This is a genomic window from Paenirhodobacter sp. CAU 1674, assembly GCF_029222945.1.
In the GTDB taxonomy this organism is placed as follows: Bacteria; Pseudomonadota; Alphaproteobacteria; order Rhodobacterales; family Rhodobacteraceae; genus Rhodobacter.
Genome location: NZ_JARHUH010000007.1, coordinates 228,936 through 253,816, shown reverse-complemented (window position 1 = coordinate 253,816; position 24,881 = coordinate 228,936). Strand labels below are relative to the sequence as shown.

The following is a 24,881-nucleotide window of genomic DNA, read 5'->3' as shown; positions in this document are numbered from 1 at the left end:
GTAGCGTGGGGATGGTGCGTGTGCAATGACGAAGAGCCTGAATGTCGTTTGTGCCAAATGGGGGAGCGCTTACGGTGCGGACTACGTTAACCGCCTGCATCGGGGGGTCCTCAGAAACTCCACGCGACACGTTAACTTTTTTTGTGTGACTGATGACCCTAGGGGGATTGACAGTGACATCACCTGCATTGAGCTGAAAGAATTCGCATTCCAGAATGAATTGATTCGTGCGCAGAAATGCGCCGCCAAAAAGAACGGCGCCTATAGAAAAATCGCGATGTTCGAGCCCGGGCTTCTTCCGGTTACTGGCGCGGTTCTTGCCTTTGACCTGGATGTGATCATTTCTGGCCCGATTGATGATCTGGCAAATTTCGCGCCGGGCCATATTGCCATGCCACCGCCGTTTGCTGTCAGTTCCAAAAGGCCAACCTTTGGGGAAGGATCGGTGATAAAGTTTGAACCCGAACATCACGGATTTCTTTTTTCTGACATTGCAACATCAACTGCTTTAATGGTTCAGGAATCTTTCGGGTCCGAGCAAAGCTACACGTCGGGGCGTGCCAAAGCATATGGACTATTTTCGCCCTTTCCAAAAGATTGGGTCGTAAGCTTCAAACATCATTGCCGTCCAGCGCAGCCGTTGAACGCATTCATGCCCCCGAAAAAACCTCAAACCGCAAGGGTCATTTGCTTTCACGGAAGGCCAAGCATTCAGGAAGCAATTGATGGATTCAAATCAGACTTGCTTCACAAAACCAAACCGGCATCGTGGATCGCCCATCACTGGAAATAACCGCAATAAGACGAACGATTTTTGAAGTGGGGGGGGGGTATTTTTACGCTTCATCAATGCGACGCCCTGTAACGACCCATCTAATGAATGACCATCCTAGGGGTGCGTGGCAATAAGCACAGCTATCCGAACCAGACATCGCGCATGATCCGAAACAGGATCGCCGCCAACATCACCGTGTAGGATCTGCGCGGCCACCTCGGCCTCGCTCAGTCCCGTGGTCGTGATCTTGCCGAGGTCGCAATCGAACCCTTCGGCAAAACCCTCCTCGATCGCCACGCCCTCCGCCCTGCGAACGCATTCACGAAACACCATATTTCGGTCGCATCCTCCGGCAAGCTCTCGCATAGTGGGCGCGACTGCGCAGCGACAGGGGGCTTTGGGATGACGACAGCGGGCAGATTTATCCGGCGGGTGGCGATGGTTGGGCTGCCGGCGTTGCTGGGCGTCGCGGCGATCTGGGCTGCGGGCGGCTTGCGGCAACTGCCCGCCCCCACCGAGACCACGCGCCAGCCGACGCCGGTGCGGGTAATCACGCTGGCGCCCGTTGATCTGGTGCCGCGCGTCAGCGGCTATGGCACGGTCGCGCCGGTGCGCGAATGGCGTGCGGTCGCGCGGGTCGAGGGCGAGGTGACCCACATCGCGCAGCCACTGGCGCCGGGCGATCTGGTCGCGGCGGGCAGCGTTCTGTTCCGGATCGACGACAGCGACCTGAAGCTGGATCTGGCGGGGGTCGATGCGCAATTGGCCGCGTCCGAGCTGAAAGACGACACGCTCCGCGCGAGCCTTGCGCTGGCACGCTCGGATCTGGACCTGATGAACGAAGACCTGAGCCGGCAGGAGCAGTTGGCCACGCAGGGCGTCGTCACCCAGGCCGCGCTGGAGGCCACGCGCCGCCAGCAGCTGACCGCGCGCAGCAAGGTGACCGAACTGGACAGCGCGCTGAAACTGAACGCGGCCGAACGCGAGGTGCTGACCACGCAACGTACCTCGCTGGAGCGGGCGATCGGCTTTGCCGAAATCCGCGCGCCCTATGATCTGCGCGTCACCGAGCTGTCCGCCGATCTGGGCCAGTATGTCAGCCGCGGGCAGACGCTGCTGGCGGCCGAGGGCACCGAGGCGGTGGATATCGCTGCGCAATTCGCCATCGGCCGGATCGGGCCGCTGCTGCGTCAGGCGGGCGGCGGGACCACCGTGCAGAACCTGACGGCAAAGGTGCGGCTGCCTGCGGCGGATCATGATGTGGTCTGGCCTGCAACCGTGGTGCGGATGGGCGAAGCGATCGACGCCGCCACCCAAAGCGCGCCGGTGATCGTGCGGGTCGACGACCCGCAGGGGCAAAGCGTGGCTGGCCAGCGCCCGCCCCTGCGCCGCAACATGTTTGTCGCGATCGAACTGTCGGCGCCGCAGAGGCAGGCGCTGGTGGTGCCGCTGGAAGCCGTGCGCGACGGCAACGCCCTGGTGGTCTCTGCCGAGGGTATTCTGGAGAAACGCGCGGTCGAGACCGGGTTTGTGCTGGATGACATCGCGGTGGTCAGCAAGGGCCTGGCCCCGGGTGACAAGCTGGTGGTGACCGATCCGACCATCGCCGTGCCCGGGATGGCGGCGAAGCCGGTCGAAGACACCCTGCGCAAGGCCGAGATCGCGGCAGCGGCGCTCGGGCGCGCCCCGGATCAGGCGGCGGGCGCCACGCCAAAACCGGGCAGCGGCGCGGGCGGCGGCACTGGCGCGGGCAAGGCCAAAGAGGCCGGGCAATGATCGCCCTGTTTTCGCGCCACCCGACGGCGGCCAATATCCTGATGCTGGCGATTGCGGGGCTGGGGCTGCTGGCGCTGCCCCGGATGCAGCGCGACACATTTCCGCTGACGCCGCCGTCCGAGGTCTCGATCCGCGTCACCTACCCCGGCGCCGCCCCCGCCGAGGTCGAGCGGGGCATCTGCACAGTGGCCGAGGTGCCGCTGATGAAGGTGGAAAACCTGGCCGAGCTGACCTGTCTGGCGCGCGAAAACGCCGCCCAGATCACCGCCGAAATGATCGAGGGCGCGGATATGACGCGCTTTTACAACGATCTGAAGGATGCGGTGGATGCGATCACCAGCTTCCCCGCCAAGGCCGACGACCCGGTAACCCAGATTGTGGAGCGTGTGGCCTCGGTCGCATCGGTGGCGATCACCGGGCCGGACGACCCGGCCGTGCTGTTCGCTTATGCCCAGCATCTGGCGGATCGGCTGCGTGCGGACCCGGCGATTTCGCAGGTCGAGATCAGCGGCTTCTCCGACCGGGAAATCGCGGTCTCGGTCGATCAGGCGACGCTGGAGCGCTTCGGGCTGGACATGACCGCCATCGGCACGGCGCTGGCGCGCGACAGCATCGACATCCCCGCGGGAACCCTTGAAGGCCGGGCGGGCGATGCCGCGATCCGCTTCCTGGGAGAGAAACGCAGCCCCGAAGATCTGGCGCAGATCCCGATCGCCCACAGTGCCAACGGCGCCGAACTGCGGCTGGGCGATGTGGCCACGATCCGCGCGGGCTTCGACGACCCGGCGCAGGCAACCTATTTCGGCCAGCACCGCGCGGCCATCGTGGCGGTGTCGAAAACCGCCTCGCAGGACGCGCTGAAGGTCAAGGCCGCGCTCGACCGGCAACTGGCGATCGCACAGGCCGAGGCCCCGGGCGACATCCGGCTGGTGATCTCGCAGGATTCGACCTCGAACATCCGCGACCGGCTGCGGATCATCGGGGTGAACGGGGTGCAGGGGCTGGCGCTGGTGCTGGTCACGATGTGGCTGTTCTTCGGGCTGCGGCTGTCGTTCTGGGTGGCGATGGGATTGCCGGTGTCGTTTCTGGGCGCGATCTTCGTGATGCAGATGCTGGGCTACACGATCAACATGATGACGATGGTCGCCTTGCTGGTGGCAACCGGGCTGCTGATGGACGATGCCATCGTGATTTCGGAAAACATCGTGCGGCGCAGGCAGGCGGGCGAAAGCGCGCGCGCGGCCGCGCTGAATGGCGTGTTGCAGGTCGGGCCCGGGGTGCTGGCCTCGTTCCTGACCACGGCGATGATCATCGGCCCGCTGGCCTTCATGGCTGGCTCCATCGGTGCGATCCTGAAATACATCCCGATCGTTCTGCTGATGACCCTGACCGTCAGCCTGATCGAAGCGTTCCTGATCCTGCCCGCGCATATGCGCCATTCGCTGGACGGCGATCTGCGCCCCGGCCCGGTCGCCCGCAGGGTCAATGGCGCGTTCGACCGGCTGCGCGACCGGGCGATCGTGCCGCTCGCCGGGCTGGCGATCCGCTGGCGCTATCTGACGCTGGGCCTTGCGATTTTCCTCGTGGCCCTGTCGGTCGCCCCTTACACCGGGGGCTTCCTGAAATACCAAAGCTTCCCGACTCTTGAAAGCGACACGGTCGAGGCGCGTTTGCTGCTGGCCGAGGGCGCGCCGCTGGCCCGCACCGAAGCGCGCGTCGCCAAGGTGGTGCAGGCGCTGGAGCAAATGAACGCGGAATGGAGCCCGGATCAGCCGGACGGTCAGCCGCTGGTGCAAAGCTATACGATCACCTATTCCAGCAATGCCGACGCCGCCAGCACCGGGCCGAACATGGCCACGGTCAGCGCCGCCCTGCTGCCCGCAGGCGTGCGCACGACCGAAGTCACCGACATCGTCGACCGCTGGAAGAAGCTGACCGGACCGATGCCCGACATGGCGGCGATGCGGTTCACCGACAAGGAACGCGGCGCGGGCGGCAAGCCCATCGACCTGCGGTTGCTGGGCGACGATCTGGACGATCTGGCCACCACCGCGCGCGAATTGCGCAAGTTCTTTCGCGGCTTCGACGGGGTGCGCGATGTCACCTTCGATCTGCAACCGGGCAAGCCCGAGATCGAGGTGCGGATGCGCCCGGGTGCGGCCAATCTGCTGGGCGTGACGCCGCAGGCACTTGGGAACGAGCTGCGCGCGGCCTTCCGCGGCGATGCGGCGGTCAGCTTTGCCGATGCCTGGGGCCAGGTCGATGTCGTGGCCCGGCTGAGCACCACCGACCGGCGCACGCTGGGCGATATTCTGGCGCTGCAGGTGCCCGGGGCCAATGGCGCGCTGGTGCCCCTGTCGGCGGTGGCCGATGTCACCGAAACCCGCGGCTACAACACGATCACCCATGTCAACGGGCAGCGCGCGGTCTCGGTGCAGGGCGCGATCAACCCCGCGCTGGCGAATGCGCGTGAACTGATGGCGGCGATGCGGGCCGATTACCTGCCCGGGCTGGCCGAAAAACGCCCCGGCGTGCAGGTCGTCGTGCTGGGCGAGGCAGAGGATACCGCAACCACGGGCGCCTCGCTGGGGCGCAACATGCTGGCCGGGGGCATCGGCGTTTATCTGCTGCTGGCCTTCTACATGGGCAGCTTCATCCGCCCCGTCGCGGTGCTGGCCGCCGTCCCGCTGAGCCTGGTGGGTGTGGTCTGGGGGCACATGGCGCTCGGGTTGCAGATCTCGCTGCCGAGCCTCGTGGGCCTTGCGACGCTGGCCGGGGTGGTTGTGAACGACTCGATCCTGCTTGATGCCTTCATCGGCGAGCGCCGCGCGGCGGGGGCCGATATGCTCAGCGCCGGGCGCGAGGCGGTGCGCGACAGGTTCCGCGCGATCTTCCTGACCTCGCTGACCACGGTCGTGGGGCTCGGGCCGCTGCTGTTCGAGCAAAGCACACAGGCGCAGTTCCTGCGACCGATCGTGGCGAGCCTGGCCTTCGGGCTGAGCGCGGCGACGCTGCTGGCGCTGTTCGTGACCCCTGCACTGCTGGCGGTGCTGGACGATCTGGGGGTGAAGATCGGCGATCCCGCCCCCGATCAGCCTGCTGCCGATCCGCCACCGGGCGCGTGATCGGGGCGGACCGGGCTGCGCGTCACGAGGCCGCCAAGGCCTCGGCCACGGCACGTTCGGCCATCTGCAAGATCGCCTCGCGGCTGTCGGCCACCGCGATGAAACGCCCGTTGTGACAGAATTTCGCGCCCTTCACACCGCAGGCCGCCTCCAGTGCAGCATCCGTCAGCCCCGCCCAGGCGGCGGGCAGATCGGCGCGGCTGTCGAACGTATCCTCGCCCAGCCGGATCGTGGTCAGCACCCACTCGGCACGGCGCGGATGCACCACGAACAACAGATGCTCGGCCCCGGCCGCATGGATCGCCGCGTGAAAGGGCATGCCCATCGGCAGTTCCAGCACCCGCCCGGCACCGGCCGCCTCGATCGCCGCCATCACCAGCGCCGTCGCACGGTATTTCGCCGCCTTGCGCCGGATTTGCGCCTCGACAAGGGCCGCCGCGATCGGCAAGGCCGCCGCGAAAGCGCGATCATCGGCGCCCTCCTCGATATCATCGAAAACCGGCTTGAGCGTTTCAAGCAGCACCGGCAGGGTCAGCCCGGCAAACAGCGGCCCGGCCTCGGACGCACTCACCGCGCCGGTATCGAGCATGTCGACCGGCAGCACGAAGCGGCGGTCGAATGCCGCGTGGATCACCTCCAGATCGTGTTCGGGCACCGCCAGCGCGCGCAGATAGTCGCGCCCGTACTGCGCCCAGATCAGGCCGAACGAGCTGAACGGGTGGCCGTCCGGACGCAGCGGGTTGGGCCGCTGGTGATGATCGAAGATCTGCAGGGCTGCATCGAACTGCCCGCCCACGTCATAGATGATCCGGTCCGCCGCCGGCGTGATCCAGGCCGCATCGCGGCTGCGCACCAGCTCTGCCTGCGGATAAAGCCGCGTCAGGATCACCGATGACAACAGCTCGTCCGCATGAAACCCGCCGGAATGGGTGACAAGATGGGTGATGGTCATGGACAGGCCTCAAATAAAAGAGGCGACCATCCGGTCGCCTTTGTGTCATCGGATCGCAAGGCCGCTGCGCGACCGGTCCCCGGCCCTGTGCGCAACGACCAGAACAGGCGCAGCCGCGCGCCGCGGATCAATGCGTCCAGTTCGCCCGGCGACCCGAGGCGAAGTTCTCGCCATAGCCGCCTGCGCGAACGTTGGGGGCGCGCTTGTGCGGCTCGGTCACGGTGTATTCCAGGCCCTTGTCCTTGGCGAAGGCTTCGGCGGCCTCGCGGCTCTCGAATTTCAGACGCACCTGGCTTTGGGTGTCGCTGGAGCTGGTCCAGCCCATCAGCGGGTCGATCTCGCGGGCGTCGCTGGGCGCATAATCCAGATACCAGATCTTGGTTTTCGCCTGACCGGACTGCATGGCGTTGCGGGCCGGTTGATAGATACGCGCGCGCATGGGCTGACCTCCTCGGATGCTTGGCCTTTTCTTAGTCGATCACGCCGAAAGCGCAAGCCCTTTGGGCGGCAAACCGCCGCAGCGCCCGGCACCGGAGCCCCCCGTGAAATCAGGGCCCGCAACGGCCGCGCAAGGCGTAAACGGCTACCGGCCAGGCATGGGGAGCGAGGGGTGGGGTGGTGCTCCGGCCGGTAGCCTCTGCGCTACTTGCTGGAACAATATGCGAACGGATGTGTGGGAAATCAACAAAAATAGGCGCATCGCATTGATTTATATCATAAAATTTTACAGGCACGTTAACCCCTCGTTTACACATCCCACATCCCCTTGAAAGAGAACGAAAACAGATCAAATCTAGGGCAACGCGAAAGGCCACCGGATGCCCCACAACACTACCAATCTGCCCACCGAACGCCCCGATGTGCTGACCCGCCCCAAGCTGGAAGGCGGCAAGCGCTTTGTGATGCAAACCGAATTCGCCCCCGCGGGCGATCAGCCCACGGCGATTGCCGAACTGGCGGGCGGCATTCTGGCGGGCGAACACGATCAGGTGCTGCTGGGGGCGACTGGCACTGGCAAGACATTCACCATGGCCAAGGTCATCGAACAGACGCAGCGACCGGCGATCATCCTTGCGCCGAACAAGACGCTGGCGGCGCAATTATACGGCGAATTCAAAGGCTTCTTCCCCGATAACGCGGTGGAATATTTCGTTTCCTACTACGATTACTATCAACCCGAGGCCTATGTCGCGCGGTCGGACACCTATATCGAGAAGGAAAGCCAGATCAACGAACAGATCGACCGGATGCGCCACTCGGCCACCCGGGCTCTGTTGGAGCGCGACGATGTAATCATCGTGGCCTCGGTCAGCTGCATCTACGGCATCGGCTCGGTCGAGACCTATTCGGCGATGACGCAGGACATGATGGTCGGCGGGATCTACGATCAACGCAAGTTTCTGGCCGATCTGGTGGCGCAGCAATACAAACGCCTTGATGCCGCCTTCCAGCGCGGCACCTTCCGCGTCAAGGGCGACACGATCGACGTCTGGCCCGCGCACCTGGAAGACCGCGCCTGGCGCTTTAGCTTCTTTGGTGAAGAGCTTGAAGGTATTACAGAATTCGATCCGCTGACCGGAACGAAGACGAACACGTTCGAACAGATCCGCATCTATGCGAACAGCCACTATGTGACCCCGCGCCCGACGCTGCAGCAAGCCACGAAACAGATCCGCATCGAGCTGGCGCAGCAACTGAAGAAATTCACCGAAGAGGGCAAGCTGCTGGAGGCGCAGCGGCTGGAACAGCGCACGAATTTCGACCTTGAAATGCTGGAGGCGACCGGTGTGTGCAACGGGATCGAGAACTATTCACGCTATCTGACCGGGCGCGCCCCGGGCGAGCCGCCGCCCACGCTGTTCGAATTCATCCCCGACAATGCCATTGTTTTTGCAGATGAATCCCACGTCACCGTGCCGCAGATCGGCGGCATGTATCGGGGCGACTACCGGCGCAAGTTCACCCTGGCAGAGCACGGCTTCCGCCTGCCCAGTTGCATGGACAACCGCCCGCTGAAATTCGAGGAATGGGACGCGATGCGGCCCCAGTCGATTTTCGTTTCGGCCACCCCCGCCGCCTGGGAAATGGAACAGGCCGGCGGCGTTTTCGCCGAGCAGGTGATCCGCCCCACCGGCCTGTTGGACCCGGTGATCGAAATTCGGCCCGTCGAAACCCAGGTCGACGATGTGCTGGACGAAATCCGCGCGGTCGCGGCGCGCGGGATGCGCACGCTGGTCACCACGCTGACTAAGCGTATGGCCGAGGATCTTACAGAATATCTGCATGAACAGGGGGTGCGTGTGCGCTATATGCACTCCGATATTGACACAATCGAACGTATCGAGATTTTGCGCGATCTGCGGCTCGGGGCGTTCGACGTGCTGGTCGGCATCAACCTTCTGCGCGAGGGTCTGGATATTCCCGAATGCGGTTTGGTGGCGATTCTGGATGCCGACAAGGAAGGGTTCCTGCGCTCGGAAACCTCGCTGATCCAGACCATCGGGCGCGCCGCACGCAACGCCGACGGCCGGGTCATCATGTATGCCGACCGGATCACCGGCAGCATGGAACGCGCAATCGGCGAAACCAACCGGCGCCGGGAAAAGCAGATCGCCTATAACGAGGCCCATGGCATAACGCCGACGACCGTAAAGAAGAACGTCGAGGACGTGCTGGCAGGTCTGTGGCAGGGCGACACCGACATGAGCCGCGTCACCGCGACCCTCGACGCGCCGATGGTCGGCGCCAATCTGGCGGCACATCTGGACAGCCTGCGCGCGGCGATGCGCAAGGCCGCCGAAAACCTGGAATTCGAAGAAGCCGCCCGGCTGCGCGACGAGGTCAAGCGGCTGGAAGCGGTGGAACTGGCCGTTCACGACGACCCGCTGGCGCGACAATCGGCCGTGGAAGAGGCCGCAGAAGCGGCGGTCAGCGCGCGCGGGCGGTCAACGGCGGGCCGCCCGGGGCAACGGGGTGGCGTGAAACGGCGGAAGGGGCGGTAACCCCCCTTCCGGCCTGTGGCCTCAGTTCTGCGACGGCTCGACCACCGTCAGCCCCAGCATCCGCCAGGCCTGCATGCCTCCGCGGTAGTAATAGATCTTTTCGGCCGGGAAGCCTGCCTCGATCATCCGGCGGGCGGCGGTGGGGGATTGGCCGCACCACGGGCCGTTGCAATACAGGGCGGCGGATTTGACGCCATCGCCGGAACAGTCGAAGCCTTCGAAATCGGGTTCGCAGCCCAATTCGCCCAGCCGGTCGGCGGCCTCGGTATAGGGCACGTTGATCGCGCCCGGGATCGCACCGCCCAGAAAATCCGGGCGCACGCGGCCGTCGATCACCACCACTTCGGGGTCTTGCAGGAAGTCCATCAGCTCCAGCTCGCCGATCGGGGTGACGCCCGGGGCGGGCACCATCGGCTGGATGCAGAAATTCGGGCAGGGCCGCGAGGTGCGCGCCCATTCGCCGCTCAGCTCATGGGCCTCGTCCTGGATGCGGGCGATCTCGACCGGCCCTGCGTCGGTCTGCACGGTGACGCTGGCCACATCGGGGCGGATGTTGACGGTTTGCGCCTGCGCGGTGGCGACCCCAAGCGTGGCGGCGCAAGCAATCAGGCCCGGCACGGCCAGGCGACGGATGAAATACGACATGATGGTCCTCCCTTTGGCAACAGGATAGCGCAGGGGCGGACCATCGCAAGCCCGGCGTGCGCTCAGCCCGCCGCCACCTCGTCCATCAGGGCGGTCACCTCGGCATGCGCGGGGCCCTTGCGCGCAGTTTCCAGCACGCCCAACCCCTGCCCCAGCGTCTCGGCATAGGTCACGCGATGCGCAAGCGTCGCCGCCAGCAGGTCGGCCTCCAGCTCGGCGGCGGCGGCGGCGACCTGATCGCCCAGACGCGTGCCCGATTTGGTGCGGTTCAGAACGACCTTCGGACGCTTGCCTTCACGCCGTGCCAGATCCAGCACGCCTTCGGTGGCCCACAGATCGACATGGCTGGCCGCGACCGGCACCAGGATCACATCGGCCTCGCGCAGCGCGGGGCGCAGATCGCTGTCGACCTTGGGCGGCGTGTCGATGATCACCACATCGACGAGTTTCTTGAGCTTTTCGCATTCATAGCTGACGCCCCAGGCCGAAGAGGTGGAAAATTCCAGCCCCGCCTCGCCCAGCGTTTCGCGCCGCGTCATAAACCAGCGCCCGAGCGATCCCTGCGGGTCGGTATCAAGAAGTGCGACCGAGCGCCCCTGCCGCATGAACGCAACCGCAAGGTTGACCGCCAGTGTCGTTTTCCCCGCCCCGCCCTTTTGCTGGGCTACCGTAATCACCAAGCCTGACATCTCGCCCCCTCACATGCTGCGTCGCAGAATAGGCTGAGTCGCAGGCAATTGCACGCGAATTGGGGGGAATTGCGCCCGATCAAGGGCAGCAGGGCCCGATGCGGCTAGAATAAAGGTCCTTGAAACTTCAAGAGGAAGGGTCGGATCATGTGTGCCGCCGCCGTAATGCCAGCCCCCTATGGCCAGATTCACGCCGCCGTGCAGAAGTTTCTGGACGGGTTTTCCAAGGGCAAGACGCCGATCTCCAAGGCGCTGATCTTTGGCGAGCGCGTGCCGATTGATGTGAGCTGTGCGCCGCCTTGGCCGATCGTCGATGGCAAGGCGGGCAAGGCGTTTTGCGACGATCGCCCCGACGGCGGATCGAACGGGTGTTTCGATTGGGACAGCGGCACGCTCTATTTCGATTTCGACGTGAAATCCATGTCCCAAAGCAACGTGAAGACCTATCTGCACGAGGTCACGCACGGGAACGAATATCTTGCGGACTATGCACGCCCGCAGCCCGGCGCAGCCGGCAAGTCCGAGGCCGAGCGCAACACCGCCTATCTGGACCGTATGTGGGTGCTGGTCGGCGCCATTGCCAAGGCCGAGGCGCGGCTACAGCGCCCCGAAGGCGAACAATCGCTGGCGACCTATGTCGCGCAGCTTTGTGCCCTGCTCAATGCGCTGGAGGATTTCGAGCGCGCCGAACAGGGCCTGCCGTCGGTCGATCAGCCCGATGGGCTGACCACCCGCCGACCGATCCATGACGACCTGATCAAATGGTTCGGCTTCCATGTGGATTATTATCGGCTGATGCGGTTCTACGCCGAGGGCAAGGCCGGAGATCCGTTCGAGACCATCGCCGGACACTGGAATGACCTGCGCGGGGTCGGTCGGTCGCTAAACAAATTTCTGGCCAGGTATGAGGCGCATTTCAACGCCGAGGTGGAACGTTTTCTGGAAGCGCAAGGCCCTGGCATGAGTGCGCAGGAACGCGAGGAGCATCGCGCCGAAAAGGCCGCCGAGCTTGCCCGCAAACTGCCCGCACTGGCCGCGCAGGAACTGAGCATGGCCATCGGCAAGGCGGCGCGGTATCTGTTTCCGGGCGCCACCCTGCCCGACCCGTTCTAGGCGTGCGCCCGGGGCACGCGCTCAGAAATCGGCCTGCACGTCATACATCACCGGCTCGAAGCTGCGGCACAGCGTGGCGATGTGGCGGTTGCGCTTGATCATCTCGGGGCTGCGCAGCATCGCCTGATAATCGCCGCGCTTTTCCCATTTCGAGTAATTCGCGATCCGCGTCTGCGCATCGTTCATGTGCAGACCGGCCCCCAGAAAGCCCGGCTGATGGCGGATGCAATGCTGATAGGCATCGCGCAACGCCTCCATCAACTCGGCTGCGGTGGCCGGGGTCATCTCGAAGGTGCAGATAACGGTCTGCCCGTTGAATTCCTTGGTGATTTCGGTCATGGCGGTCCTCCTTGCGCCCATGCTGACACAGCGGCGCGGGAAAATCACGCGGATTACGCAGGGTTACAGCCAGATCGTCGCGAGTCCCGGCAGCGCAAAAATCAGAACGACCCGGATCAGGTCGGAGGCCACGAACCACACCACCGCGCCCCAGGTCGATGACAGCGGCGTCTGCCGGTCCAGCGCATTGATGACGAACAGGTTCATCCCCACCGGCGGCGTGATCAGCCCGACCTCGACCACGATCAGCACCAGAATGCCGAACCAGACCGCAAGCGCCTCGGGCGGCATACCGAAATCCATGCCCGCGATGATCGGCCAGAAGGTCGGGATCGTCAGCAGGATCATCGACAGGCTGTCCATGAAACAGCCCAGCACCAGATACAGAACCAGCATCAGCGCCAGCACCGCCAAAGGGTTCAGCCCCAGATCGCTCACCAGCGCCGCCAGATCCTGCGGCACCCGGGTCATCCCCAGAAAGCCGTTATAGACCGCCGCCCCCAGCAGGATGAAGAAGATCATGCCCGTGGTTTCGGCCGTGCCCAGCAGCGCATGGCGCAGGCCGCGCAGGCCCAGCCCGCCACTGGCGAAAGCCGCGATCCCGGTGGCCGCCGCGCCGACCGCCGCGCCCTCGGTCGGGGAAAACAGACCGCCATAGATGCCGCCCACCACGACGGCAAAGATCGCCACCACCGGCCAGACCCCCGCCAGCGCCGCCAGCCGCGCGCGCCAGGGCGCCGCGGCCCGGCTGCCCGCCGCCTGCGGGTGTCGCCGCAGATAGAGCGCAACCACCGCCACATAGCCCAGCATCGCCAACAGCCCCGGCACGATGGCGGCGGCAAACAGCCGGGCGATGTTCTGCTCGGTCTGGATCGCGAAGATCACCAGCACCACCGAGGGCGGGATCAGGATGCCCAGCGTCCCCCCCGCCGCCAGCGCCGCCGTGGACAAGCCCCCGGCATAGCCCGCCGCCCGCATCTCGGGCAGGGCCACACGCCCCATCGTGGCCGCCGTGGCCAGCGACGATCCGCAGATCGCGCCGAACCCCGCACAGGCGCCGATTGCCGCCATCGCCAGCCCGCCCTTGCGGTGCCCGATCAGCGCGTCGGCGGCGCGAAACAGCGCGCGGCTCATCCCGCCCTGCGTGGCGAACTGCCCCATCAACAGAAAGAAGGGCACCACGGACAGGTCATAATTGGCGAAGGTCGAAAACGCTTCGTTCTTCATCTTGGCCAGCCACATGTTCGGGCTGCCCGTCACCAGCCACAAGCCGCCCGCCCCAAGCGCCAGCATCGCCAGACCGATCGGCGCCCGCAGCGCGATCAGCAGCAACAGCAGGGGAAAGGACGCAAGCCCCAGGGCAAAATCGCTCATGCCAGACCCTCGCGGCGAGCGAAAGCTGCCTGCCCCGCCTGCCACAGCGCAACCGCTGCGGCCAGCCACGCCCCCGGCAGGCAGGCAGCGTAGAACCACCACAGCGGCCAGCCCAGCAGAAAGGTGGTGGTGCCCGACCGCATCTTGGCGCCCATCCCCAGCCCCAGCCGCCAGGCGATCACCGCCAGCAGCGCAGCCGCCAACAGCGCCCAGATCACCGCCAGCGCCCGGCGCAACACAGGCGGAAACCGATCCGCCAGCAGATCGACGCGGGCATGGGCGTTTTGCAATTGCACCCAGGGCAGGAAGGCAAAGACGATCATCGGCAGGCTGGCCTCGATCAATTCGTAGCTGGCCTTCAGGGGGGCCGTCGCCAGGCCGAGCCTGTGCCCGGCCGCGCCCAGGGCGCTGATCCCCACCATCGCCACCAGCGCCAGCAGGGCCAGACCGCCCGCCAGCGCCAGCGTGCGCGCGGCAAAGGTCACCACCGCCTGCATGGCCACCCCCTCGCCTGACCTACTGCGCCTGCGCGGCGATCCCGGCGCGCGCCGCGTCGAGCAGCGCCTGACCGTCGATGCCCTGCGCGCCCATCTCGGCGACCCAATCGGCCACGACCGGCGCCGTGGCCTCGGCCCAGACGGCGGTCTCCGCCTCGGGGATCCTCACGATGGCATTGCCCAGACCCGCGGCAAAGGCGCGCGAAGGGATATCCTCGGCCTGCTGCACCTTTCCGGCATGGGCTGAAAAATCGCGCCCCGACACGCTGTCGATCGCCGCTTTCAGATCGTCGGGCAGCGCGGCATAGGCATCCTTGTTCATCGCCAGAATGAAGGTCGCGGTATAGATCGAGGGTCCGGCGAATTCGGTGTGGTTATGCACCAGTTCCCCCACCTTGAGCGAGGCCGACACCTCCCACGGCAGAAGCGCCCCGTCGATCGTGCCTTTCGACAGCGCCTCGGGCACCGCAGGCACCGGCATGCCGACTGCAGTCGCCCCCAGCGCCTCGAGCGCCTTGGTCGTCACCCGCGACGGGCCGCGCAGCTTCAGCCCGGCGATATCGGACGGACTGTGGATCGCCTTGTTCGAATGGATCACGCCCGGCCCGTGCATCCAGGTGCCCAGCAGGTGAAGATCGGCAAAATCGGTGTCGACCATCTCGGCCTGCGCCAGATCCCAGAACGCGGCCGACCCGGCCTCGGCATCGGCCACCATGAAGGGCAGCTCGAACACCTCGGTGCGCGGGAACCGGCCCGGGGTGTAGCCCGGCAGCGTCCAGATGATGTCGACCACCCCGTCGACCGCCTGATCGACCAGATCGCCGGGCTTGCCGCCCAGCTGCATCGAGGGGTAATGCTCGATCGCGATGCGACCGTCCGAGGCCTCTTGGACCGCCGCGATCCAGGGGGTCAGGATCTGCGCGGGCACGAAGCTGTTTTCGGGCAGGAACTGGTGCAGCCGCAGCGTCACCTCCTGCGCGGTGGCCGGCAGGCCCAGCCCCAGGGTCAGCACCGTCGCGGCAATAATTCGTTTCATGGGATCACTCCTCTCCTGTCGCGCGGCATTTATCGGGGGGCGCGGGGGCGCTGTCCAGCACAGAGATCAGAACAGGGTGACGTTAGGACATCGCCGCAACAGGGGGCGCTGCCCCCTCTTGGCTGCGCCAATTCACCCCCGGGATATTTCGACCAGAAAGAAAGCAAAGGACATTCTTTCTGGCTGAAATGTCCCGGGGGGAGTCCGGCACGGACGGGGGGCAGCGCCCCCTCTGCCCCGGCCGCCCCGGGGCGCGCGGCTCATTTCCGCCCCCGGAAGAACCGCGCGCGGGCATAGAGATCTTCGAGCCGTTTCATCCGCGCGGCCGTGTCTTCCCAGGTCAGCGACTGCACCGCCGCCATCAGGGTTTCGGCCAGCACCTGCAGCGCCACGGTCGAATCCCACGCGCTCGGCACCTCGATCTGTGCCGAGAAACGATAGCGGGCATGCGCGGCGGCCGGGCTGACCCAGGGGTCGGTGACCAGCACCACCTCGGCGCCTTGTTCCGAAGCCATTTCAACCAGTTGCAGCACGTTGTTCTCGTAGCGGCGGATATCGAAGGCCAGCAGCACATCCCCCGGGCGCATCTCGATCAGGGCGGGCGGCCAGGCGTTTGACACCGGCAGCAGCAGTTCGACATCGGGACGGATCACCTTCATGTGGGTGACGAAATATTCCGCCATCGCCAGCGTGATACGTCCGCCGGTGGCAAAGATCTTGCGCGCCGGATCGGCCATCAGCCGCGCCACCGCGTCGAATTCGGCATGGTCGATCTGTGCCAGCGTGGCCTGCAGGTTGCCCAGCACCGCATCGGCAAAACGGTTGAGGATATGCGCCTCGGGGGCCGCGGCGGCCCAGCGGTCGTGTTTGGCCAGCGGGCTGATCAGCCTTGCCTCCAACTCATCGCGCACCGCCGATTGCAGCCCGGGATAACCGCCAAAGCCCATCTTCTGGGCCAGCCGCACCACGGTGGGCGAGCTGACCTCGGCGGCGCGGGCCAGTTGCGTGACCGACCCCAGCAGCGCGACCGGGTAATGCCGCAGGATATGGCTGGCCAATTGGCGTTCGGCGCGGGTCATCGTGTCGATGGCGGCGCGGATCTGGTCTTCGATGGTCTGCGTCGCTGCCGCCAAATCGGGCACTCCTTCTGTCCAGCGCCTGATTCGGCCCAAGAACAGATTGTAACAGAATTGTCGGATTTGAAATAATGTTGACAGAATGGGATCTGCGGAGGAGCCTGACCGAAAGATAAAATCAGAATCGCCACCACGACCGAACGGGAACAGATGACCGATCAGGCTGCCGATCATGCCGTGACTGTCGAGGGCGCCGAGGCGCCCGGCCGGTTCGTGCTGGTGTGCGAGCATGCATCGAACCACTTCCCGGCGCAGTGGGGCGATCTGGGGTTGGATGAGGCCGCGCGCGCGGCGCATATCGCCTGGGACCCCGGCGCCCTGGGGTTGGCACGGGGGCTGGCCACGCGGCTGCAAGCGGTGCTGGTGCGGGGGACCGCCTCGCGGCTGATCTACGATCTGAACCGCCCGCCCCATGCGTCGGGCGCGATGCCAGAGCGGTCGGAAATCCATGACATCCCGGGCAACCGCGCCCTGCCCATGGCCGAGCGGCGGGCCCGGACCGAAGCGCTGTATCTGCCGTTTCACGCAGCACTCGATGCGCAGATCGCGCGGCGGCTGGCACAGGGGATCGCGCCGGTGCTGGTGACTGTGCATAGCTTCACCCCGGTGTTCCACGGGGTGCCGCGCGCGGTGGAGCTGGGGCTGATCCACGACACCGACCCGCGCTACGCCACGGCGCTGGCCGCCGAGGCGCGGGCACAGACCGGGCTGAATGTGCAACTCAACGCGCCCTATTCGGCAGCGGACGGGGTGACGCATACGCTGGCGCGCCACGCGACGCCGATCGGCCTGCCGCATGTGATGCTGGAGCTGCGCAACGACCTGATCGCCACACCCACCGCGCAAGAGGCGATGGCCGCGCAGCTGACAACGCTGCTGCATGCCGCCCTGCCCCGGATCGAGGAGACGCCCTGATGCCCGCCTGGACCCGCGCCTATGTCCGTTTCGTCGAGGCTATGAATTACCGCGTCGGGCGGTTCGCGATGTATCTGCTTTATGTGATGATGGCGATCTTGCTGTGGTCTTCGGTCACCAAGATCATGCATGTGCCCGCGCTGTGGACGCTGGAAATGGCGCAGTTCACGCTGGTGGCCTATTTCATGCTGGGCGCGCCCTATTCGCTGCAGCTGGATACCAATGTGCGGATGGACCTGATCTATGCGCGCTTCACCACCAAGGGCCAGGCGCTGTGGGACGTGTTCACCGTCTTTTGCCTGATGTTCTATCTGGGCGTGATGCTGTGGGGCGCGTTCGATGCCACCGCCTATTCCTTTGCGGTGAATGAACGCAACCCGACCGCCTGGCGCCCGCCGCTCTGGCCGATCAAGTCGGTCATCACCTTCGCGTTTGCCCTGATGCTGCTGCAAGCCAGCGCCCATCTGATCCGCGACATCGCCACGATCCGCGGGGAGAAGATCTGATGGATTACAACACCATCGCTTTGCTGATGTTCTCGACGATGCTGCTGATGATGCTGACCGGGCAGCGGGTGTTCGGCGCCATCGGCTTTGTCGCGGTGGTGGCCGCGCTGGCGCTTTGGGGACCGGGCGGCACCGACATGGGCTTTTCCGCCGTGATGAAGCTGATGAAATGGACGCCGTTGCTGACGCTGCCGATGTTCGTTTTCATGGGCTATGTGATGAGCGAAAGCCGTCTGGCCGAGGACCTCTATCGGATGTTTCACGTCTGGTTCGGGCCGGTGCCCGGGGGGCTGGCGATCGGCACGATCCTGTTGATGGTGATGATTTCCGTGATGAACGGGCTGTCGGTCGCGGGCATGGCGATCGGCGCCACCATCGCGCTGCCCGAACTGATGCGGCGCGGCTATGACAAGCTGATGATTTCGGGCGTGATTCAGGCCGGGTCGAGCCTGGGCATCCTGATCCCGCCCTCGGTCGTGCTGGTGCTGTTTTCGCTGATCGCGCGCCAGCCGGTGTCGCAGCTGTGGCTGGCGGGCGCGGTGCCGGGGATGCTGATGGCGGCGCTGTTCATCGCCTATATCCTGATCCGCACCTGGCTGAACCCCGCCCTCGCCCCGCCGATGAGCGCCGACGAGCTGGCCTCTGTCACCCGGGCCGAGAAATTCCGCCTGCTGCGCGCGGGCCTGCTGCCGGTGTTCATTTTCGTCGCGATGATGGTGCCTTTCCTGAACGGCTGGGCCAGCCTGACCGAGGCCTCGGTGATCGGCGCGCTGGCGGCGGTGGCGGCGGCGCTGATCAAGGGCCGCTTCACCCGCGCGGTGTTCGAAACCGCCACCCGTCAGACCATGGCGATCACCGTGATGTTCATGCTGATCATCACCGCTGCGCTGTCCTTCGGGGCGGTGTTCGATGGCTTGGGCGCGGGCCGCGCGATCCAGAATTTCTTTGTCGACAGTCTGGGCCTCAGCCCCTGGCAGGTGCTGGTGCTGATGCAGCTGAGCTTTCTGGTGATGGGCACCTTTCTGGACGACACCGCGATGCTGGTGATCGTGGCGCCGGTCTATGTGAGCCTGGCCAAGGTGCTGGGCTTCGATCTGGTGTGGTATGGTGTGCTGTATACGATCACCTGCCAGATCGCCTATCTGACGCCGCCCTTCGGCTATAACCTGTTCCTGATGAAGGCGATGGCGCCCCCGGAATTCACCCTGCCGGTGATCTACCGTTCGGTGTTTCCCTTCGTTCTGGTGATGATCCTGACGCTGGTTCTGGTGATGATCTTCCCCGAACTGGCGCTGTGGCTGCCGCGCGAGGTGCTGGGCCGCTGAATTCATAATGACCCCAAAGGGGGCACACCCCACATGAACGACCCCGAAAAAAGGGGCGCCAACCCAACAAGGAGAGAGACATGACCACGACAAGACGGAAGTTTCTGACCACCGGCGCATTGGGGGCCGCAGCCGCGGGCCTTGCCGCCCCCGCCCGTGCCGAAGGCACGATCAAGTGGCGCTTGCAGACCTATGCGGGCCCCGCGCTGGCCGAACAGGTCGTCAAACCCGCGATCGAGGCCTTCAACGCGATCGCCAACGGCCAGATGGAGATCGAGCTTTACACCTCGGACCAGTTGGTCCCCACGTCAGAGCTGTTCCGCGCGATGCAGAACGGCACCATCGACGCGGTGCAATCGGATGATGACAGCATGGCGTCACCGACCGAAGTCACGGTGTTCGGCGGCTATTTTCCCTTTGCGCTGCGCTATTCGCTGGATGTGCCGGCGCTGTTCAACGAATGGGGCCTCGATCAGATCTGGAAGGAAGAATACGCCAAGGTCGGCATCCAGCACATTTCGGCCGGGTCGTGGGACCCGTGCAATTTCAACATGAAAGAGCCGGTCAACAGCCTGGCCGACCTGAAGGGCAAGCGCGTTTTCACCTTCCCGACCGCCGGGCGGTTCCTGGCGCAGTTCGGCGTGGTGCCCGTCACCCTGCCGTGGGAAGATGTCGAGGTCGCGCTGCAGACGGGCGAGCTGGACGGTCTGGCATGGTCGGGCATCACCGAGGATTACACCTCGGGCTGGTCCAAGGTTGCGCCCTATTTCCTGACCAACAACATTTCGGGCGCGTGGATCGGGCATTTCTTCGCCAATATGGACCGCTGGAACGAGGTGCCGCCGCATCTGCAGCAACTGCTCAAGACCTGTTTCGACCAGTCGCATTACCACCGCCAGTGGTGGTATTGGGCGGGCGAGGCCAAGCTGCGCGTCGAGGGCGCGGACATGACGCTGACTTCGTTGCCCGACGAGGATTACGCCCAGATCGAGGCCGCCGCGCACAAGTTCTGGGACGAGGTTGCGGCCGAAAGCCCGCTGAAAGCCAAGGTCGTGGACATCATTCGTAAATACAATGAGACCATGGTGAAAGCCGGGCAGCCCTATCGCTACGGCTGAGGCTGGCCTTGATGACAGTGGCCCCGCGCGCCCTTCGCGCGGGGCCTTTCCCGGAGGAGGACCGAATGCCCGCGAACCTGAGTTTTGCCGCCCTGAAGACCGCCGTCAAAGCCGGCGAGATCGACACCGTGATCGCCTGCATCTGCGACATGCAGGGCCGGTTGCAGGGCAAGCGCTTTCACGCGCAGCATTTCATCGACTCGGCCCATGAGGAAACGCATTGCTGCAACTACCTGCTGGCCACCGACATGGAGATGGTCACGGTTCCCGGCTATGATGCCTCGTCCTGGACACGCGGCTATGGCGATTATGTGATGAAGCCCGACATGGCCACGCTGCGCACCATTCCCTGGGTGCCGGGCACCGCGCTGGTGATGTGCGATGTGCTGGATCATCACACGCACGAACCCGTGCCGCATGCCCCGCGCTCGGTGCTGATGCGGCAGATCGCGCGGGCTCGCGCGATGGGGTTCGATGTGATGATGGCGACCGAGCTGGAATTCTTCCTGTTCGAGGAAAGCTTCCCCGAGCTGTTCGACGCGGGCTATCCCACGCCCACGCCGATGGCGCGCTACAACGTCGATTATGCGCTGTTCGGCACGGCACGCGACGAGCCGATCATGCGTGACATCCGCAATCAGCTTTATGCCGCAGGCATCCCGATCGAATGTTCCAAGGGCGAGGCCGAGGCCGGGCAGGAAGAGGTGAACGCGAAATATTCCGACGCGCTTGATACCGCCGACATGCATGTGCTGATCAAGCAGGGCGTCAAGGAAATCGCGCAACAGCACGGCGCCAGCGTCACCTTCATGGCGAAATACGATCATACCAAGGCGGGCAGTTCCAGCCATGTCCACCAGTCGCTGTGGAAGGACGGCGCCAATGCCTTCCACGACCCCGCAGCGCCCCATGGCATGTCCGAGGTGATGCGGCACTTCCTCGCCGGGCAGCTCGCCTTTTCGCGCGAGATCACCTATTTCCTGGCGCCCTATATCAACAGCTACAAACGCTTCTGCGAAGGCATGTTCGCGCCCACCCGCGCGGTCTGGTCGCTGGACAACCGCACCGCGGGGTACCGGATCTGCGGCGAGGGCACGAAATCGGTGCGCGTCGAATGCCGGATCGGCGGCGCCGATCTGAACCCCTATCTGGCCTGCGCGGCGCTGCTGGCGGCAGGGTTGGAGGGGATCGAGCAGATGCTTGATCCGGGCGATCCGGTCTCGGGCGATCTGTATCAGGCGGCCACCGCCCCGCATGTGCCCCGATCGCTGGGCGAGGCGGGCGAAGCGATGCGCGACAGCGAATTTCTGGAACGCGCCTTCGGGGCCGATGTGGTCGCGCATTACTACCGCGCCGCCCGCTGGGAAGTCGAGGAACACCTGCGCGTGGTGACCGATTGGGAACGCATGCGCGGTTTTGAACGGGCCTGAGACGGCCCGGCAGCAATGGCAGCGCCCGGCCCCTCGGGCGTGACGGGAAGCGCCCGGAGCGGCGCGAAGGAAGGTCGATATGACGAAGATGATCCAATGCATCTCGCCCGTGGACGGGCAGATCTATGCCGAGCGGCCCGCGCTGAGCCTGAGCGAGGCACAGGCGATGGCCGCCCGCGCGCGCGCCGCGCAACCCGCCTGGGCCGCGCGCCCGCTGGCCGAGCGCATCGCACTGGTCAAGGCGGGCGTGGCCAAGCTGAACGAAATGAAGGACCAGGTGGTCGAGGAACTGGCCTGGCAAATGGGCCGCCCGACCCGCTTTGGCGGTGAATTCGGCGGGGTGAACGACCGCACCGAGTACATGGCCGAAATCGCCGCCGAGGCGCTGGCCCCGATGGTGGTCGAGGACAGCGACCGCTTCACCCGCCAGATCGCGCGCGAGCCGGTCGGCGTGGTGTTCATCATCGCGCCCTGGAACTATCCCTATCTGACCACGATCAACACCCTCGCGCCCGCGTTGATCGCGGGCAATACGGTGGTTCTGAAACACGCCAGCCAGACCCTGCTGGTGGGCGAACGCCTGGCCGAGGCCTTCCATGCCGCGGGCGTGCCCGAGGATGTGTTCCAGAATGTCGTGCTGAGCCATGACGTGACCGAGGCGCTGATCGGCGCGCGGGCGTTCAACTTCGTCAACTTCACCGGCTCAGTCACCGGCGGTCAGGCGATTGAACGCGCGGCGGCGGGCACCTTCACCGGGCTCGGGCTGGAACTGGGTGGCAAGGACCCGGGCTATGTGATGGACGACGCCGATCTGGATGCCGCTGTCGACAGCCTGATGGACGGCGCGATGTTCAACGCAGGGCAGTGCTGCTGCGGGATCGAGCGGATCTATGTGCATGAAAGCCTGTATGACGCCTTCGTCGAAAAGGCGGTGGCCTGGGTCAAGGCGCTCAAGCTCGGCAATCCGTTCGACGCCGACATCACGCTTGGCCCGATGGCGAACAAGCGCTTCGCCCATATCGTGCGCGAACAGATCGCCGAGGCCATCGCCGACGGCGCAACCGCGCTGATCGACCCGGCGCTGTTCCCCGAAGATGACGGCGGCGGCTATCTGGCCCCGCAAATCCTGGTCAACGTGAACCACGAAATGCGGGTGATGCGCGAGGAAAGCTTCGGCCCCGTTGTCGGCATCATGCCGGTGAAAGACGACGCCGAGGCGATCGCGGTGATGAACGACAGCCCCTATGGGCTGACCTGTTCGCTATGGACGGCCGATCCCGCCCGCGCCGCCGCGGTGGGCGCGCAGGTCGAAACCGGCACCGTCTTCATGAACCGCTGCGATTATCTGGACCCGGCGCTGTGCTGGACCGGCTGCAAGGACACCGGGCGGGGCGGCTCGCTGTCGGTTCTGGGCTTTTATTCGGTCACCCGGCCGAAATCCTACCATCTGAAAAAGGTGACGAAATGAACGTGCCGAACATGAACTGGTCCTATCCCACGGCGATCAAATTCGGCGTGGGCCGGGTGGTGGAACTGGCCGACCACTGCCGCGCGGTGGGGATGACAAAACCGCTGCTGGTCACCGACAAGGCGCTGGCCGCCCTGCCGATCACCGCGCAAGCGCTTGATATCCTTGATGCTGCGGGTCTGGGCCGCGCGGTCTTTTCGCAGGTGGACCCGAACCCGAACGAGGCGAACCTTGCCGATGGCATCGCCCTTTACAAGGCGGGCGGGCATGACGGGGTGGTCTGTTTCGGTGGCGGCTCGGCGCTGGATCTGGGCAAGCTGATCGCGCTGATGGCCGATCAACCCGCCAGCCTGAGCATCTGGGATTTGGAGGACATCGGCGATTGGTGGACGCGCGCGGATGCAGCCAAGATCGCGCCGATCATCGCGGTGCCGACCACGGCGGGCACCGGGTCAGAGGTCGGGCGCGCGGGCGTTCTGACCAATTCGGTGACGCATAAGAAGAAGATCATCTTCCACCCGAAACTGCTGCCCTCGGTCACGATCTGCGACCCGGCGCTGACGGTCGGCATGCCGGCCTTCATCACCGCGGGCACCGGCATGGATGCGCTGGCGCATTGCCTCGAGGCCTATTGCAGCCCGTTCTACCACCCGATGAGCCAGGGCATCGCGCTGGAAGGAATGCGGCTGGTGTTCGAAAACCTGCCCAAGGTCTATGCCGACCCCACTGACCTGCAGGCGCGCGCGCATATGATGTCGGCCGCCGCGATGGGGGCGGTCGCGTTCCAGAAGGGCCTGGGCGCGATCCATTCGCTCAGCCATCCGGTCGGCGCGGTTTACGGCACGCACCATGGCACGACGAATGCCTGCGTGATGCCGATGGTGCTGGATTACAACCGCGCCGCGATCGAAGGGCTGATCGACCGCGCCGCCGCCTATCTGGGCATCGCGGGCGGGTTCGAGGGCTTCCGCGCGGCGGTGATGGAGCTGCGCGCGACGCTGAACATCCCGGCCAATCTGACCGCGATGGGGGTCAAGCGCGAAGATCTGGCGATGCTGACCGAAATGGCGCTGGAAGACCCGTCTTGCGGGGGCAATCCTATTGAAATGACGGCGGAAAACACCCGCGCGCTGTTCGAGGCCTGCCTGTAATTTCGTCCGGACCGGGGGCGCGGGGACGCACGTCCCCCGGTCCGGGCAGCGGCCGTGGCACCGGCCGCATCGCTTAGCCGGTAACCCGGCGATAGGCATCTGGCAGCGGACTTTCTTGCGCCGCCACCTTGGCGCCACCCGCGACGAAACGCGACACCTGCGCCCCATGCGCCTGGATCAGCAGCACGACGTTCGGATCGTCCGAAGTCTCGATCACCCGCACACCGTCGGGCAGGATTTCAACCTGCATCCGCACCTTGTCCTTCTGCGCGAAGATCTCGGCAAAGGCCGGGTCCCAGTGGCGCAGGCCAAAACCTTCGGTCATCCGGCGGTGCATTTCGTGGGCGTGATCGTGCAGCAGCGCGACGATCTCGGGGCTGTCCGAGGTGGTCAGCGTGTCGATCCCCTGCGCGGTTTGCGTAACTTTCCGGCGGATTTCGGTATGGCGGGCCAGAAGGGTGTGAAACACCGACTGGTCGTGGCGGTGGCGGTCGGCGCGGGCCGGATCG

22 protein-coding genes are annotated in these 24,881 nt (G+C 65.3%); 12 read left to right on the top strand and 10 right to left on the bottom strand.

What is annotated here, in order from left to right; translation table 11 throughout:
• Window positions 1–25 precede the first annotated feature (25 nt).
• The 3 genes from P2G62_RS12265 (at window position 26) to P2G62_RS12255 (ending at window position 5,676) form a co-directional block, all read left to right on the top strand.
• A complete protein-coding gene (locus P2G62_RS12265) occupies window positions 26–793 on the top strand; it encodes a glycosyl transferase (protein ID WP_275735190.1) in 768 nt (255 codons plus the stop codon).
• Between the two features lie 420 nt (window positions 794–1,213).
• On the top strand, window positions 1,214–2,551 hold the full coding sequence (locus P2G62_RS12260; protein ID WP_275735189.1) for an efflux RND transporter periplasmic adaptor subunit: 1,338 nt from the start codon (window positions 1,214–1,216) through the stop codon (window positions 2,549–2,551).
• Window positions 2,548–5,676, top strand: coding sequence for an efflux RND transporter permease subunit (locus tag P2G62_RS12255; RefSeq protein ID WP_275735188.1), 3,129 nt, complete (start codon window positions 2,548–2,550; stop codon window positions 5,674–5,676). Before P2G62_RS12260 ends, P2G62_RS12255 begins: the two co-directional genes overlap by 4 nt.
• A 22-nt stretch (window positions 5,677–5,698) precedes the next feature.
• On the opposite strand, the gene P2G62_RS12250 is transcribed toward P2G62_RS12255, so the two are convergent.
• Window positions 5,699–6,628: an MYG1 family protein gene (locus P2G62_RS12250; protein WP_275735187.1), complete on the bottom strand. Its 930-nt coding sequence runs from the start codon at window positions 6,626–6,628 to the stop codon at window positions 5,699–5,701.
• 127 nt (window positions 6,629–6,755) lie between these two features.
• Complete coding sequence (locus P2G62_RS12245; RefSeq protein WP_275735186.1) at window positions 6,756–7,067, bottom strand: ETC complex I subunit; 312 nt, start codon at window positions 7,065–7,067, stop codon at window positions 6,756–6,758.
• Window positions 7,068–7,446: 379 nt separating this feature from the next.
• On the opposite strand from P2G62_RS12245, the gene uvrB reads away from it, so the two are divergent.
• Window positions 7,447–9,630, top strand: a complete 2,184-nt coding sequence (gene uvrB, locus P2G62_RS12240) for an excinuclease ABC subunit UvrB (protein ID WP_275735185.1) — start codon at window positions 7,447–7,449, stop codon at window positions 9,628–9,630.
• Window positions 9,631–9,651: 21 nt separating this feature from the next.
• Here uvrB and P2G62_RS12235 read toward each other — a convergent pair whose 3' ends face one another.
• Window positions 9,652–10,275 (bottom strand): rhodanese-like domain-containing protein, encoded by a 624-nt coding sequence (locus tag P2G62_RS12235; protein WP_275735184.1) that lies wholly within the window; start codon window positions 10,273–10,275, stop codon window positions 9,652–9,654.
• A 62-nt stretch (window positions 10,276–10,337) separates the two neighbouring features.
• On the bottom strand, window positions 10,338–10,964 hold the full coding sequence (parA, locus tag P2G62_RS12230; protein WP_275735183.1) for a ParA family partition ATPase: 627 nt from the start codon (window positions 10,962–10,964) through the stop codon (window positions 10,338–10,340).
• 147 nt (window positions 10,965–11,111) lie between these two features.
• Between parA and P2G62_RS12225 the strand changes: the two genes are divergently transcribed.
• Window positions 11,112–12,077, top strand: a complete 966-nt coding sequence (locus tag P2G62_RS12225; protein WP_275735182.1) for a hypothetical protein — start codon at window positions 11,112–11,114, stop codon at window positions 12,075–12,077.
• 21 nt (window positions 12,078–12,098) lie between these two features.
• Here P2G62_RS12225 and P2G62_RS12220 read toward each other — a convergent pair whose 3' ends face one another.
• The 5 genes from P2G62_RS12220 to P2G62_RS12200 form a co-directional block, all read right to left on the bottom strand.
• Window positions 12,099–12,416, bottom strand: coding sequence for an antibiotic biosynthesis monooxygenase (locus P2G62_RS12220; RefSeq protein ID WP_275735181.1), 318 nt, complete (start codon window positions 12,414–12,416; stop codon window positions 12,099–12,101).
• A gap of 63 nt (window positions 12,417–12,479) precedes the next feature.
• The gene (locus tag P2G62_RS12215) at window positions 12,480–13,790 is read right to left on the bottom strand and encodes a TRAP transporter large permease (RefSeq protein ID WP_275735180.1); all 1,311 of its coding nucleotides are present in this window, start codon (window positions 13,788–13,790) and stop codon (window positions 12,480–12,482) included.
• Window positions 13,787–14,287, bottom strand: a complete 501-nt coding sequence (locus P2G62_RS12210; protein ID WP_275735179.1) for a TRAP transporter small permease subunit — start codon at window positions 14,285–14,287, stop codon at window positions 13,787–13,789. The genes P2G62_RS12215 and P2G62_RS12210 overlap by 4 nt, the downstream gene beginning before the upstream one ends.
• Before the next feature lie 19 nt (window positions 14,288–14,306).
• Window positions 14,307–15,323 carry a TRAP transporter substrate-binding protein gene (locus P2G62_RS12205; RefSeq protein ID WP_275735178.1) on the bottom strand — a complete coding sequence of 339 codons (1,017 nt, stop codon included), beginning with the start codon at window positions 15,321–15,323 and terminating at the stop codon, window positions 14,307–14,309.
• Between the two features lie 260 nt (window positions 15,324–15,583).
• Window positions 15,584–16,456: a MurR/RpiR family transcriptional regulator gene (locus P2G62_RS12200; RefSeq protein ID WP_275735177.1), complete on the bottom strand. Its 873-nt coding sequence runs from the start codon at window positions 16,454–16,456 to the stop codon at window positions 15,584–15,586.
• Window positions 16,457–16,609: 153 nt separating this feature from the next.
• Between P2G62_RS12200 and P2G62_RS12195 the strand changes: the two genes are divergently transcribed.
• The 7 genes from P2G62_RS12195 to P2G62_RS12165 all read left to right on the top strand — a co-directional run bounded on the left by P2G62_RS12195 (window position 16,610) and on the right by P2G62_RS12165 (window position 24,372).
• Window positions 16,610–17,374, top strand: a complete 765-nt coding sequence (locus P2G62_RS12195) for an N-formylglutamate amidohydrolase (protein WP_275735176.1) — start codon at window positions 16,610–16,612, stop codon at window positions 17,372–17,374.
• Entirely contained in the window at window positions 17,374–17,880 is a 507-nt protein-coding gene (locus P2G62_RS12190; RefSeq protein WP_275735175.1) for a TRAP transporter small permease subunit, read from the top strand. The genes P2G62_RS12195 and P2G62_RS12190 overlap by 1 nt, the downstream gene beginning before the upstream one ends.
• A complete protein-coding gene (locus tag P2G62_RS12185) occupies window positions 17,880–19,205 on the top strand; it encodes a TRAP transporter large permease subunit (RefSeq protein ID WP_275735174.1) in 1,326 nt (441 codons plus the stop codon). Before P2G62_RS12190 ends, P2G62_RS12185 begins: the two co-directional genes overlap by 1 nt.
• An 80-nt stretch (window positions 19,206–19,285) precedes the next feature.
• Window positions 19,286–20,323 carry a TRAP transporter substrate-binding protein gene (locus P2G62_RS12180; RefSeq protein WP_275735173.1) on the top strand — a complete coding sequence of 346 codons (1,038 nt, stop codon included), beginning with the start codon at window positions 19,286–19,288 and terminating at the stop codon, window positions 20,321–20,323.
• A 65-nt stretch (window positions 20,324–20,388) separates the two neighbouring features.
• Window positions 20,389–21,753, top strand: coding sequence for a glutamine synthetase family protein (locus P2G62_RS12175; RefSeq protein WP_275735172.1), 1,365 nt, complete (start codon window positions 20,389–20,391; stop codon window positions 21,751–21,753).
• Window positions 21,754–21,832: 79 nt separating this feature from the next.
• Window positions 21,833–23,221, top strand: a complete 1,389-nt coding sequence (locus tag P2G62_RS12170) for an aldehyde dehydrogenase family protein (protein ID WP_275735171.1) — start codon at window positions 21,833–21,835, stop codon at window positions 23,219–23,221.
• Window positions 23,218–24,372, top strand: a complete 1,155-nt coding sequence (locus P2G62_RS12165; RefSeq protein ID WP_275735170.1) for an iron-containing alcohol dehydrogenase — start codon at window positions 23,218–23,220, stop codon at window positions 24,370–24,372. The genes P2G62_RS12170 and P2G62_RS12165 overlap by 4 nt, the downstream gene beginning before the upstream one ends.
• A 73-nt stretch (window positions 24,373–24,445) precedes the next feature.
• Here the strand turns inward: P2G62_RS12165 and P2G62_RS12160 are convergent, their stop codons facing one another.
• Window positions 24,446–24,841, bottom strand: a complete 396-nt coding sequence (locus P2G62_RS12160; RefSeq protein ID WP_275735169.1) for a hypothetical protein — start codon at window positions 24,839–24,841, stop codon at window positions 24,446–24,448.
• Window positions 24,842–24,881: the final 40 nt, after the last annotated feature.